Below are 13,085 nucleotides of genomic sequence, written 5' to 3'. Positions count from 1 at the left end.
GAGGCCTTAGAACATGTCTATATCGCTCTATCAAATTTATTATTTCCTATTAATTAGATAATTCTACAACTACCGGAGTAACTGTTTTAATTCTAATTGGGTTATTAGGTGCTTTAGCTTTGATATTGATAAATTGAACAATATCTCCCCGTCTAGCAGATCGTAATGCGTTTTTAGCAGCTGTATTTAAACGATTACCGTTGACATTTACAGAAGGTTTTCCAGGAACCTTCATTGTAAAAGAAACGATGTTGATCGGTAGCGTGAAATCAAAATCATCGCCAAAGTCAGCTGATAACTTACCTATCTCAACATTATTTCTAGGTAATTTTGCATTACCAACTTGTCCATTAAACTTACCTAATGGTTTTGGTAAATCTTTAATTCTAAATGTTTTCTTATCTCCAACTTTTGAACCGTCATCTAAAGTAGCTGTAACATTAATAGTTACTTCTCTGCCTGATTGAGGTCTCATTTCATATTTACCGTTAGATAATTTTTTTAAACCAACTGCATTTGCATTTACTTTATTATCTGATACACCAGCAAAAGAAATTGTCATTGGATTTACAACTCCTCTATACACTACATTCATTTTATCCGCCGATATAGTAGCAGAGTTTGGTCTTGGTACTACGACATAGTTACCTGTAAATTCAATTGGTAATTCTTCACCTTTTTCCATAAAGGTGAATGTTCCTTTAACTTGATTTTCACCAACACTACCTGTAGTAAAATTAAGTCTAGCATTACCAAGTGAATCAATTGCTCCTTCTTCTGTTAAAGTCATTTCGTTACCATTAACCTTCAATTTAACAGGTGTAACACTCGCATATTTACCTAGAACAACTTTACCTTGAAATTTCTCACCAGCAAAAAATGCATTCTTATCTGGAATTACGATAGCCTGGTAATTCTTTAATGTTACCGCTTCCTCTAAGGAGTTTCCTAAAAACACATTGTATAAGTTTGCTTCTGTTGTCTTAACATCATTTTGAATTGACGTTAATTTAGCATGCGAAGCAATCGCAGGGAACCCTTTAAAGTTATAATCTAAATAACTTAATTTAGCTCCTTCTTCTGGTTTAATATCACTATAGTCAAAACGATTATCTAAGTTTTCAACCGCAATTGTATAATTTACATCATCGCCTAAAACTTCTTTAATATCCGATTTGTATTTTTCAAAGGTTCTCATTACTTCTTGGCCAACTTTGGTTAATCTGTCACCCGTAAACCATTTTTCATCAAGGTAATCACCATTATCCATTTTTTCAGCTGGCAGATTTCCATTTTCTATTTCATATCCTCCACCTTCAATTAAATCCTTTTTAAGAGATTCAAGGAAAGAGTTGAATTTATCAGAAATAGATTTAATCTGAGCTGCCTTATTAGCAACAACTCTAAATTCAGCTGGTTTCTCCTCAGCTTTTAATGCCAACCCTTTTAATAAGTTTTCATTTGAAGCTGTAGTGAATTCGTTTGTCGATTCAAATTTAGCGTCCATCGCGCCAAATGCTGAAAGTACCTCTTTTGACATATTCATTGCCATCATAGCGATGAATACCAAGTACATCAAGTTAATCATTTTCTGCCTTGCAGATAGTTTTCCTCCTGCCATTGTAATTAGTTTTTAATGGTTAATTATTAATCGTTATAAAAACTAATTAGTTTTTGTTCATAGCAGATAACATACCACCATATACACCATTTAATGATGAAAGGTTTGATGCTAATGATTGCATTTGCTCTTTTAATTTAGTAGCATTTTCCACTGCTTCCTCATTAATTGCTGCCTGGCGGTTGGCACTCTCCATTTGAACTTTATAAAGACTATTTAAAGATTCCATTTGTGCAGCTGCCAAAGAAAGCTCTTCGCTATATTTCTTTTGGGCAGTTAAAGAATCTACAGTTGGCGAAATATTTTTTGCTGCACCTTCAAAATTCTTAATGCTTTCTCCAAGACTAGACATTAAATCACTATCAATTCTAGCTTCTTTTAATAGGTTGTCTAATTTCTTAGATAATAATCCTTCAGCATCTTTTGGCTCTTCTTTTTTCTTTTTACCTGTAGTAGCTCCTCCTGCTAACTCAGGATATACTAATGACCAATCAAGATCAGCTTGTTGTCTTTCGAAAGCAGAGTATGCAAATACCAATGCCTCTACTATCATACCTAATGTTAAGATTTCAGAACCAAAAGGCCAGTGTTGAATCTTAAAAAGTGCTCCTAGGATTACGATTGCCGCACCTAATCCGTAGATCATGTTAGTCAGTGTTAATTTACCTTTTTGTGCCATAATTTTTTTGTTTTTGTTAAGTTAATGGATGTAACTTAAGTAGGTTAATTTAATTTTTTATTCAATGTTAAGTTTAAGTATTAATTTGTGGCCGCATTCTTAGTTACCTCAGTACCCATGTAATCCTGTACAGTTCTGAAACCTATATAGCTTCTGGCAGAATCTGCATATTCGTAATCTCTGGAGCTTACCTGTAAGAAATAAGCAACATCCTTCCAAGATCCACCTCGCACAACTTTCCTTTCATTGTTTGGGTCATTGACGTTTGGATTAATAGTTGACGAATATTCATAAGAAGCAGGATCGTAAGATCCATTCACCCATTCAGATACGTTACCAGCCATATTATACAAGTTGAAGTCGTTTGGATCATAAGCATCCGCTTCAACAGTATAAAGTGCTTGGTCTGCAGCATAATCACCTCTCAAAGGCTTAAAATTAGCCATAAAGCACCCTCTATCATTCTTGGCATAAGGTCCACCCCAAGGATAAGTTCCTCCTTGTAGTCCACCTCTAGCTGCATACTCCCATTCTGCTTCACTAGGTAATCTATATGCATTAACTGGTTGTTTTCCTTTACTTTTTTGGTAACCATTATGTTTTAAAGTTCTCCATTGACAAAACGCTTGTGCTTGTTTCCAAGATACACCAACTACTGGGTAATCATCGTAAGCTGAGTGCCAGAAATAATCATTGTGCATAGGTTCATTATAACTATATGCAAAATCTCTAATCCAAGCAGTCGTGTCTGGATAAACTTCAATTTCTTCTTTTATTATAACATCAGAGCGTTTAAGATTTCTGTCTTTAGCAGCTCTTTCTATATCCATGTAAGTATATTGAAACTTAAATTGCTTTACATCCCAAGTACGTTGACCATTATAAGATTCTTCTAGAGGTAAATACATATTGTCCATTACCTCAGCATAAAGCTCATCAGGATATTCATCAGTATCAAAAATTAAATCAATATCCCTATTGATTTTGCGTTGAAAATCTCCGTCTCCATATGTATTTAGCATGTAACTTTCATAAGCATTAAGATCATCTGGATTAGAATCTAAGTAGGCAAAGTCTCCAATATCTCCATCACCAGGAGTTCTCCCTTCTAAATCAGCCATCTCAGCAAGATTTAATCTTAAGATAGAATCTCTCACCCAATATACAAAAGAGCGGTACTCGCTATTTGTAATTTCAGTCTCATCCATATAAAATGCGCGTACAGTTGCAGTTTTGGTAGGAGCATCTTGCACACCGGCTATATCATCATCAGATTTACCCATAATGAAGGCACCTCCCGGAACTAAAGTCATTCCGTAAGGTTCTTCCGAATGGTATTTTTTACCTTTAACACTTACTAATTGTCCGCGATCGCCAGAATTACAATTGGCTACCAAAACTAATACAGTGGTAAGTAAAATAAACTTTTTAATATTCATAGTAACTCTAGGTTAAATTAGTGGTCATTAATTTTAAGGTCGTAAACATATTTATATATTTTCGAAAAAACAACTTTTTTCCATTTTTTTTTGCATTTCAACCTTAAAAAAGTGTATTTCATCGATGAAATTCAATTAAAACTCCGATGAATTGCACATTTTAGAAGCTATTCTTCCTGTAGGCTTTATACCACCTTTCTGGTATTTCACCCTTCAAAGCGTGCAGATAATCGGCATGCATGCATGGTAATAACGTATGCTTTTTTAATTTATTATTAACATCTGGTAAAAATGGAATTTCAATCCACCAACGATTAGTTTTTAGACTTTTATAAAAGATCAATTCGTCATCATCAACTAACACATTAAACTTTTGATAGTGCTTTTCATTTGTAAAATTATCATCCTTAATTCTACAATTAACCCCTTCAATAAAATACCATATCATCTGCGCAATTAACATAGAACTGGCATTATCGTTTCTTGAGTTATGGTATTCATAAATACCAAATGACGAAACCTTATTACTAATACCAGCATATCTGCTAATGGCACACATCTCCTTTCCAGAAAAACCATTTGGTGAGTACTTTTGGTTATCACTTACTTCTGATGCTCGTACCGACTTTAAATCAATAGATACAATATGAGCATCACGCAGAAGTGGTTCTACCATATTTATATCTGCTGAAACTTCTCCTAGTCTATAAGATTCGAAATAAAGCTTTTCCATAAGATCAATCTCTTCTTGAGAATTAAAATAGGTTTGATAACCAATTGTAGAGTAATTGAAGAGATTATAAGGTTCTTCAACTATAACCTTACCTACATAACTATTATTTTTAATTGGAAGGTTGGCATCACCTAAATCAAAATTAGTGTCTATATTGACAATATTTACCATTGGCATAACATTATCATAAGCTCGGTAATTTGAAAAGGTTAAATCTTGACTACCACCTAATATTATAGGTATAATATTTTTTTCTAACAATACTGCAATAGCGGTTCTGATAGCGAAGTATGTATCATCAACGGATTCACCTGGATCAATATCTCCTAAATCTGCAATTGTATTAAACCAATTTCCGGGAAATAGTGAGTATAAAGATACACGTATGGAATCAAAATGGAGTTTAGTACCAATGTAATTGACATCATTTCTTGTTTCCTTTACACCAATGATGGCTAATTGCACATCATCTAAATCTGGGATACCATTTTGTCTTGAGTGGACTTTGATTTTTTTTCCTAGCGCTTGTTGCGCTAATAGTTCTTTTTGAGCTAGTACCGCATCTGAAACAGGCGTTAGAAAATTAAAATTCATTTAAACTATTTCTTTTTAGCTGTTGTTTTTTTCGTGGTTCTTTTCTTTTTAGGAGCATTCTTTTCAAGTAGTGCTTTGGCTTCCTCGAGAGTCATTTTACTCACATCAACCGTTTTTGCTAGCTCAACTTTTTGCTTACCTTTTATTACGTTATGCCTTCCCCATCTAGCTTTTTCAACTCGGATACCTTCAGTCTCCCATACATGAATAAGCTTGTCTTTTTCCTTTTGGATTTTATCCTCGATCAAAGTTACGATGTCTTCTTCAGATAGATTATCCCAATCATATTTTTTATTAACATTTATAAACATGTTATTCCATTTAATAAATGGCCCAAATCTCCCCTTACCTTTTGTAACATCCAATCCTTGATACATATGTATAGGTGCGTCAGCTTTTTCCTTTTCTTTTATATAAGTAATTGCTTCGTCTAATTCTACACTTAATGGATCTACTCCTTTTGGCAAAGACACAAACTTTTTACCAAAACGCACATAAGGCCCAAATCGTCCATTGTTCACTTCTACTTCTTCATCCTTATAATGTCCCAGAGCTTTTGGAAGTTGAAAAAGGCTCATTGCCTCTTCAAAGGTGATTGAACTTAATTGTTGGTCTGGCCCTAAACTCGCAAATTGAGGCTTTTCCTCATCTTCTGACGTTCCTATTTGAACCATCGGCCCAAACCTCCCTAGCCTTACACTTACTTGACGACCAGTTTTTGGATCTTCACCCAAAATTCTTTCTCCTGATTCGCGCTCTGCATTCTCACTAACATCTTCTACTTGTGGGTGAAACCCTTTGTAGAAATCCTTCATCATTTCTCTCCAGTTCTCTTTACCTTCTGCTATATCATCAAAACTCTCTTCTACCTTAGCAGTAAAATTATAGTCAAGAATAGACTCAAAATGATTTACAAGAAAATCAGTTACTATTGTACCAATATCAGTTGGCACTAACTTACCTTTATCAGAACCTACGCGTTCTGACAAGTTCTTTTCTTTAATACTATTTGTCTCTAAAATGAGTTGAGTGTAAGAGCGTTCAGCGCCATCTACACTGCCCTTTTCTACATAATTTCTATTCTGAATTGTAGAAATTGTTGGTGCATAAGTCGAGGGACGCCCAATACCTAATTCTTCTAATTTTTTTACTAATGATGCCTCCGTATATCTTGCAGGAGGTCTTGTAAATCTTTGAGTGGCTGTAATAAACTTATTGGCTAAGCTATCAGCAACTTTCAATTCTGGCAGTAAACCAGATTGTTCCACATTCTCATCATCACTACCTTCCAAGTAAACTTTGAGGAAACCATCAAATGTTATCATCTCTCCATTAGCAACAAACTGTTCATTCACAGTTTGTGATGAATCTACTTTTATTTTAACATTGGTACGCTCTAATCTTGCCTCACTCATTTGCGATGCAATAGCACGTTTCCAAATTAAATCATAAAGACGCGATTGATCACGTTCTGCATTTACATTATGATTAGCAAAATTTGTTGGTCTAATGGCTTCATGAGCCTCTTGCGCACCTTTAGATTTCCCTTTGTAATTTCTTGGCTTACTATATTGTGTCCCAAAAGAAGTTACAATGGCTTCTTCAGCCCCTTGTTTAGCCTCATTTGATAAATTAACACTATCTGTTCTCATATAGGTAATTAAACCAGCTTCATATAACCGTTGCGCATTACTCATAGTCCTGCTCACCGAAAAACCAAGTTTTCTAGCAGCTTCTTGTTGTAGCGTTGAAGTTGTGAATGGAGGAGCAGGTGATTTTTTAACTGGTTTCTTTTCAAGATCAGAAACCCTGTAAGATGCCCCCAAATTCTTATTCAAAAAGTCTTCTGCTTCAGTTTTAGAAGTAAAGTTTTTAGGTAATTTTGCTCTAAAACTAGAACCATCTGCTGTTATAAATTCAGCATCTACACGATACGATGCCTGAGGATTAAATTGCTGAATATCACGCTCACGCTCAACAATTAATCTAACTGCAACAGATTGCACTCTTCCTGCGGATAATCCCCCTTTAACCTTACGCCATAAAACAGGTGATAATTCATATCCTACAATTCTATCCAATACACGTCGCGCTTGCTGCGCATCAACAAGATTGTAATCAATACTACGTGGATTTTCAATTGCTTTATTTATTGCCTTTTTTGTAATCTCTGAAAATACAATACGCCTAGTTTTCTCATTATCTAGTGCTAATGTTTCTGCTAAATGCCATGCAATCGCCTCTCCTTCTCTATCTTCATCACTAGCCAACCACACTAGTTCAGCTTTTTTTGCTAAATCTTTTAATTTTTTAACAACATCTTTTTTATCCTTTGAGACTTGATATTTAGGTTTAAAATCACCTTCTACATCAACACCAAGTTCCTTAGAAGGAAGATCTGCAATATGTCCGAAACTAGACTCGACCTTATAATCCTTTCCGAGAAATTTTTCTATGGTTTTAGCCTTTGCTGGCGACTCAACTATTACTAAATTCTTTGGCATTCTTCGTTTTTTTGAGGTTACAAATGTATATGAAAATAAATTTACAATCCTAATTTGTGATTTTTTGAACCCCTCAAAAGAGCATATTTTGAACGAATTACAAACAATTAAGCCTTACTTTTAGTAAGGCTTAATTTAAGTATGTTAATTTAATTATAATTAATAGGTATAAGAAATAGAATCCTCATAATCTTCAAGATTAAATGTAATTTCATCTTCACCTTCAACCTGAAGATCAGATAAATCAAAAGATACTTCTTTTGTAAATATCGCGAGACACGCTTCCTGGTTAACTAATATCAATGTTATATTCCTTTGAACAGGAAACGACTCCATAACGTCTTCAGATGCTAATAACAAAAAATCCCATGTATCTCCACTACAACCACTAGCCGAAACTTCAAAGTTTAGACAGTCTTCCACTACCTCGGCACTAACTATTTGATAAAAATCAGATTGGGCACCTTGATATAAACTATTATCTGCTATAGCGAATTGATCACACTCTGTTTTTGGAACTTCAACAACATCGTCGTCACATGTTGTATTTAAAAACAAAATGCAAAAAACAATACACTTTAAAAGTATGGTATACCTCTTTTTTAATCTTTAATTATAAGATTAAAAATACATTAATTGGTTGCGCATTTAAATGTTAAATTAAATTTTTATTAAACTGCCAGATTGTCATATTCTGTAAATTAATCCTATCTTTGCATACTTATTGAATGCAATAGAATTCATTATTAAAGATGGAAAAGACTATAGACGAGAACAAACAGGGAGAAGCCTTGATTCTAGATACTAAAGAGGGCAACTCAAAGAAGCTTTTTATTGAAAGTTATGGTTGTCAAATGAATTTTAGTGACAGCGAAATCGTTGCTTCAATATTAAGTGACCAAGGTTTTAATACCACACAACAATTAGAAGAGGCAGATTTGGTTCTTGTAAATACTTGCTCTATTCGTGATAAAGCAGAACAAACGGTCAGAAAGCGTTTGGAAAAATACAATGCTGTAAAACGTATTAACCCTAACATGAAGGTTGGTGTTTTAGGTTGTATGGCAGAACGACTAAAAAGTAAATTCCTAGAAGAGGAGAAAATTGTTGATCTTGTTGTTGGACCAGATGCCTATAAAGATTTACCCAATTTACTTGCGGAAGTGGATGAAGGACGAGATGCTATTAATGTTATTCTATCTAAAGAAGAAACATATGGCGACATTTCTCCCGTAAGACTAAACTCTAATGGTGTAACTGCTTTTGTATCAATTACTCGAGGATGTGATAACATGTGTACATTTTGTGTAGTTCCTTTTACGAGAGGTAGAGAACGTAGTAGAGACCCTCAGAGCATTATAGAAGAAATAAACGATTTATGGTCTAAAGGATATAGAGAAGTTACTTTATTAGGACAAAATGTGGACAGCTACCTATGGTATGGTGGTGGTTTGAAAAAGGATTTTGAAAAAGCTTCAGATTTCCAAAGAGCAACAGCTGTAAATTTTTCTAATCTGTTAGAACTATGCGCTAAAGCACAAGCAAAAATGCGATTTAGATTTTCTACATCTAACCCTCAAGATATGACTCTAGATGTTATTGAAACGATGGCTAAATTCGAGAATATCTGCAATTATATTCACCTACCTGTACAAAGTGGAAGTGATAGGATATTAAAAGCCATGAACCGCCTGCATACGCGTCAAGAATATTTTGAGTTGATTGATAATATTAAAAGACTCATTCCTGATTGTGCTATATCCCAAGATATGATTTCTGGATTCCCAACTGAAACTGAAAAAGATCATCAGGACACGTTAAGCCTAATGGAATATGTTAAGTATGATTTTGGGTTTATGTTTGCCTATTCTGAACGTCCAGGAACTCTTGCAGCAAGAAAATTAGAGGATGACATACCTGAGGATGTAAAGAAAAGACGCTTAAATGAAATTATTCAGCTTCAACAAAAGCATAGTCTTATGAGAACACAGAAGCATGTAGGAAAAATTGAAGAAATCTTAATAGAAAAAGAATCAAAACGATCTGACCAACATTGGTCCGGAAGAAATAGTCAAAACACAGTTGTTGTTTTTCCTAAAGAGCACTATAAAGTTGGTGAGTTTGTAAATGTAAAAATTAATGACTGCACAAGCGCAACACTGATTGGTCAAGCTGTGAATTATTCACAAAACAACTAACAATGGAATCTGTTCAAGCCATAAAACAACGCTTTGGGATAATAGGCAATGATCCCAAACTTAATCGTGCCTTAGAGAAGGCCATTCAGGTTGCACCAACCGATATTTCAGTTTTGGTTACTGGTGAAAGTGGTGTAGGTAAAGAAAGTGTTCCAAAAATTATTCATCAATTATCACACCGAAAACATGGGAAATATATTGCTGTAAACTGTGGTGCTATACCAGAAGGTACAATTGATAGTGAATTATTTGGACATGAAAAAGGCGCTTTTACTGGTGCTACTCAAACCCGTTCAGGTTATTTTGAGGTTGCAGATGGTGGTACAATTTTTTTAGATGAAGTTGGTGAATTACCTCTTACCACTCAGGTTCGCCTATTACGTGTTTTAGAAAATGGTGAATTTATTAAAGTAGGATCGAGTAAAGTTCAGAAAACAAATGTTAGGATTGTGGCCGCTACTAATATTAATATGTTTGAGGCCATTAAAAAAGAAAGATTTAGAGAAGACCTTTACTATAGATTAAGTACAGTAGAGATTAATCTACCTGCACTGAGAGAAAGGAAAGACGATATTCATTTGTTGTTCAGAAAGTTTGCCAGCGACTTTGCCTTAAAATATAAAATGCCCACAGTTAAACTCGTGGATGACGCCGTAGGACTTTTATTAAAATACCGTTGGAATGGAAATATCCGCCAATTGAGGAATGTGGCTGAACAAATCTCTGTTTTAGAGCAAAACAGAACCATAAATAGTACAACTTTAAAACAATATTTACCTAATGCCGGAAATAATTTACCAGCAGTTATAAGCACTACAAAACCTGAAAGTGATTTTAGTAGTGAACGCGAGATTTTATACAAGGTTTTATTTGATATGAAAAGTGACCTTAATGACCTTAAAAAGCTCACAATGGAACTGATGAAGAAAGGTAGTGTTTCTGATGTTCAAAAAGAGCATGAACATCTTATCCAAAAAATATATGGTGAGGATGATCAAGACCCTATAAAAACGAACACTGTAGTTGATGATCTCGAAGTGCTATCAATACCAGAACATACTGAGACCATTGAGAATAAAACCTTGGAAGTAGAGGATAAATATCATTTTGCTGAAGAAATTGAAGAGGAAGAAACACTTTCATTGCATGATAAAGAATTAGAATTGATTAAAAAATCTTTAGAACGTCATAACGGGAAGCGTAAGCTAGCAGCTGCGGAGCTAGGCATTAGTGAACGAACCCTTTACAGAAAAATAAAGCAATACGATCTTTAAGAAAAAATTATGAAGGAAGTAGAAATATTTATGATTAGAAAGTCGTTTAGACCAAACAGTTCTGAAGCGATAAGAAAGGAAGCTGAAGACTTAATTAATGAAAAAACATTATCAAGGGTATCGATTAATCAATGTTGATTTTGATTTTGCGGACAATGCAGGTTACATTTATGCCTTTAATACAATGAAACGACCAAACGCATATTAAATGAAAGATTTAAAGTTAATTATTGTTTTAGGACTCATTATTTCAGTGACAAGTTGTGGTATTTATTCATTTACTGGAGCCGATACCGGAAATGCAAAAACCTTTCAAGTAAATTTCTTTCAAAATAACGCACAACTAATTGAGCCTGGGTTAGATATTGATTTTACAAATGCATTACAAGACCTTGTTCAAAATCAGACCAATTTAAATTTAGTGACAGATAATGGTGATTTGATTTTTGAAGGTGAGATTACTGAGTATAGAATCGCTCCCATGACGGCCACTGCTCAAAATACTGCAGCACAGAACAGACTTACCATGGCAGTTAATGTGAGATACTTTAATAGTTTAGATGAAGAAAAAGATTTTGAGCAACGCTTCACATTCTTTTTTGATTATCCTGCTGAGGTTCAGTTATCAAGTGTAAAGAGTGAGGCCCATGAAGTACTTTTTGAAAGAATAACACAAGATATATTTAATACATCATTAGCCAATTGGTAATATATGCAACTTCAAGACCTTACATATTTATTACAACATCCTGAAGCAATTACCAGCTCTCAAACAGAAGCGCTTGCAAAAAAGATTAAACAATATCCATACTTTCAACCTTTACATGCACTTTATTTAAGAGGACTCAAGCAAAAAGATAGCTACAAATACAACAATACACTTAAAGTCACAGCTGCACATACAACAGATAGAAGTGTGCTATTTGATTATATCACTTCCGAGACTTTTAATCAAAATGAAATTTCCCAACAGATAAAGCAAACTACCGAGTATATTAAGTCGATAAGCGTAAAGGAAGTAGATGATATTTCAGTAAATAAAAGTGTTACAATAGACGATGCTTTAAAGGAGCATATAAAAGCAACGGAAGGTGTTTTAGACCCTCAATTATTTAAAGCAAGGGAGAAACCTGAAAGAATTATTGAAGAAGAAGTTCCGAAAATTGAAGATTCAATTATATCAGTTGATGTTAAGAATATTAAACCTGATGACAAACTGAATATTGGAAAACCTTTAGAGTTTGACAAAACCGAAAGTCATTCATTTGCTGAATGGTTAAAAATTACAAGTTTCAAGCCAATTGTAAGATCCTATGAGGAGCAACAACCTCAAATTGAAATAAAGGACAAATCTCCCATTCAAAACAAGTTAGATATAATAGATAAATTTATAAGCGACAATCCAAAGATAAAACCAGTTGCACATTATCAACCAAAACCAAAATTGATTAATAATGATAAAGATATCTCTGATAGTTTAATGACAGAAACTTTAGCAAGGATATATTTGGAGCAGAAAAACTATAATAAAGCCATTCAATCTTACAAGATTTTAAGTTTGAAATATCCAGAAAAAAGTAGTTTCTTTGCAGACCAAATAAAATTAATAGTAGAATTAAAGGATAATAATATATAAAATGAGTGCATTTACAATATTTCTAGTACTAATCGTAATCGTAGCGTTTCTACTCGTTGTAGTAATTATGGTACAGAATCCTAAAGGAGGCGGCCTATCCTCTTCTTTTGGAGGTGGTGGCACACAACAATTAGGTGGTGTTAAGAAAACAGGAGACTTTCTAGATAAAAGTACTTGGTTTTTGGCGACAGCATTAATTGTACTAATTTTAGCTTCAAACTTAACTATGGAGTCTAATACAACTGTGGAGTCTAAAGCGTTAGACACAACGGAAGATACTACACTTCCTCCATTGAATACAACACCAACAACTGATGATACTTCTGGTGGTAGTGACACTACCAACGAGTAATGCAACTATAAGAAAACAAAAGCCAGCTCAATGAGCTGGCTTTTTTATTACTGTA

The 13,085-nt window shown here is 34.1% G+C and carries 11 protein-coding genes; 5 read left to right on the top strand and 6 right to left on the bottom strand.

Features of this window, described 5'->3' with window-relative positions; genetic code table 11:
* Positions 1 to 49 precede the first annotated feature (49 nt).
* From gldM to DUZ96_RS04005, 6 genes are all read right to left on the bottom strand, one after another.
* Positions 50 to 1,621 (bottom strand): gliding motility protein GldM, encoded by a 1,572-nt coding sequence (gldM, locus tag DUZ96_RS04030; RefSeq protein ID WP_114300674.1) that lies wholly within the window; start codon positions 1,619 to 1,621, stop codon positions 50 to 52.
* A gap of 46 nt (positions 1,622 to 1,667) precedes the next feature.
* Positions 1,668 to 2,300 carry a gliding motility protein GldL gene (gene gldL / locus DUZ96_RS04025; RefSeq protein ID WP_114300673.1) on the bottom strand — a complete coding sequence of 211 codons (633 nt, stop codon included), beginning with the start codon at positions 2,298 to 2,300 and terminating at the stop codon, positions 1,668 to 1,670.
* An 80-nt stretch (positions 2,301 to 2,380) separates the two neighbouring features.
* A complete protein-coding gene (gldK, locus tag DUZ96_RS04020) occupies positions 2,381 to 3,739 on the bottom strand; it encodes a gliding motility lipoprotein GldK (protein WP_114300672.1) in 1,359 nt (452 codons plus the stop codon).
* Between the two features lie 160 nt (positions 3,740 to 3,899).
* Complete coding sequence (locus DUZ96_RS04015; protein WP_114300671.1) at positions 3,900 to 5,066, bottom strand: formimidoylglutamase; 1,167 nt, start codon at positions 5,064 to 5,066, stop codon at positions 3,900 to 3,902.
* A 5-nt stretch (positions 5,067 to 5,071) separates the two neighbouring features.
* Positions 5,072 to 7,570, bottom strand: coding sequence for a type I DNA topoisomerase (gene topA, locus DUZ96_RS04010; RefSeq protein ID WP_114300670.1), 2,499 nt, complete (start codon positions 7,568 to 7,570; stop codon positions 5,072 to 5,074).
* 159 nt (positions 7,571 to 7,729) lie between these two features.
* Positions 7,730 to 8,128: a hypothetical protein gene (locus tag DUZ96_RS04005; protein WP_114300669.1), complete on the bottom strand. Its 399-nt coding sequence runs from the start codon at positions 8,126 to 8,128 to the stop codon at positions 7,730 to 7,732.
* 194 nt (positions 8,129 to 8,322) lie between these two features.
* Between DUZ96_RS04005 and miaB the strand changes: the two genes are divergently transcribed.
* The 5 genes from miaB to secG all read left to right on the top strand — a co-directional run bounded on the left by miaB (position 8,323) and on the right by secG (position 13,030).
* Positions 8,323 to 9,768: a tRNA (N6-isopentenyl adenosine(37)-C2)-methylthiotransferase MiaB gene (miaB, locus tag DUZ96_RS04000; RefSeq protein ID WP_114300668.1), complete on the top strand. Its 1,446-nt coding sequence runs from the start codon at positions 8,323 to 8,325 to the stop codon at positions 9,766 to 9,768.
* 2 nt (positions 9,769 to 9,770) lie between these two features.
* The gene (locus DUZ96_RS03995) at positions 9,771 to 11,042 is read left to right on the top strand and encodes a sigma-54-dependent Fis family transcriptional regulator (RefSeq protein WP_114300667.1); all 1,272 of its coding nucleotides are present in this window, start codon (positions 9,771 to 9,773) and stop codon (positions 11,040 to 11,042) included.
* A gap of 208 nt (positions 11,043 to 11,250) precedes the next feature.
* Positions 11,251 to 11,751 carry an LptE family protein gene (locus DUZ96_RS03990; RefSeq protein ID WP_114300666.1) on the top strand — a complete coding sequence of 167 codons (501 nt, stop codon included), beginning with the start codon at positions 11,251 to 11,253 and terminating at the stop codon, positions 11,749 to 11,751.
* A gap of 3 nt (positions 11,752 to 11,754) precedes the next feature.
* Positions 11,755 to 12,678, top strand: coding sequence for a hypothetical protein (locus DUZ96_RS03985; RefSeq protein WP_114300665.1), 924 nt, complete (start codon positions 11,755 to 11,757; stop codon positions 12,676 to 12,678).
* 1 nt (position 12,679) lies between these two features.
* Positions 12,680 to 13,030 carry a preprotein translocase subunit SecG gene (gene secG / locus DUZ96_RS03980; RefSeq protein ID WP_114300664.1) on the top strand — a complete coding sequence of 117 codons (351 nt, stop codon included), beginning with the start codon at positions 12,680 to 12,682 and terminating at the stop codon, positions 13,028 to 13,030.
* Positions 13,031 to 13,085: the final 55 nt, after the last annotated feature.

Origin of the sequence: Winogradskyella sp. KYW1333 (genome assembly GCF_003335675.1) — a bacterium.
GTDB lineage: Bacteria > Bacteroidota > Bacteroidia > Flavobacteriales > Flavobacteriaceae > Winogradskyella.
The sequence above is the reverse complement of the archived record's forward strand: the minus strand, read 5'-3'. Positions and strand labels throughout refer to the sequence as shown.

Bases quoted from the DNA above. Each gene is read 5' to 3' on its own strand.
- gldM (WP_114300674.1), bottom strand. From the start codon at position 1,621: ATGGCAGGAGGAAAACTATCTGCAAGGCAGAAAATGATTAACTTGATG.
- gldL (WP_114300673.1), bottom strand. From the start codon at position 2,300: ATGGCACAAAAAGGTAAATTAACACTGACTAACATGATCTACGGATTA.
- DUZ96_RS03985 (WP_114300665.1), top strand. From the start codon at position 11,755: ATGCAACTTCAAGACCTTACATATTTATTACAACATCCTGAAGCAATT.
- DUZ96_RS04015 (WP_114300671.1), bottom strand. From the start codon at position 5,066: ATGAATTTTAATTTTCTAACGCCTGTTTCAGATGCGGTACTAGCTCAA.
- miaB (WP_114300668.1), top strand. From the start codon at position 8,323: ATGGAAAAGACTATAGACGAGAACAAACAGGGAGAAGCCTTGATTCTA.
- gldK (WP_114300672.1), bottom strand. From the start codon at position 3,739: ATGAATATTAAAAAGTTTATTTTACTTACCACTGTATTAGTTTTGGTA.
- DUZ96_RS03990 (WP_114300666.1), top strand. From the start codon at position 11,251: ATGAAAGATTTAAAGTTAATTATTGTTTTAGGACTCATTATTTCAGTG.
- topA (WP_114300670.1), bottom strand. From the start codon at position 7,570: ATGCCAAAGAATTTAGTAATAGTTGAGTCGCCAGCAAAGGCTAAAACC.
- DUZ96_RS03995 (WP_114300667.1), top strand. From the start codon at position 9,771: ATGGAATCTGTTCAAGCCATAAAACAACGCTTTGGGATAATAGGCAAT.
- secG (WP_114300664.1), top strand. From the start codon at position 12,680: ATGAGTGCATTTACAATATTTCTAGTACTAATCGTAATCGTAGCGTTT.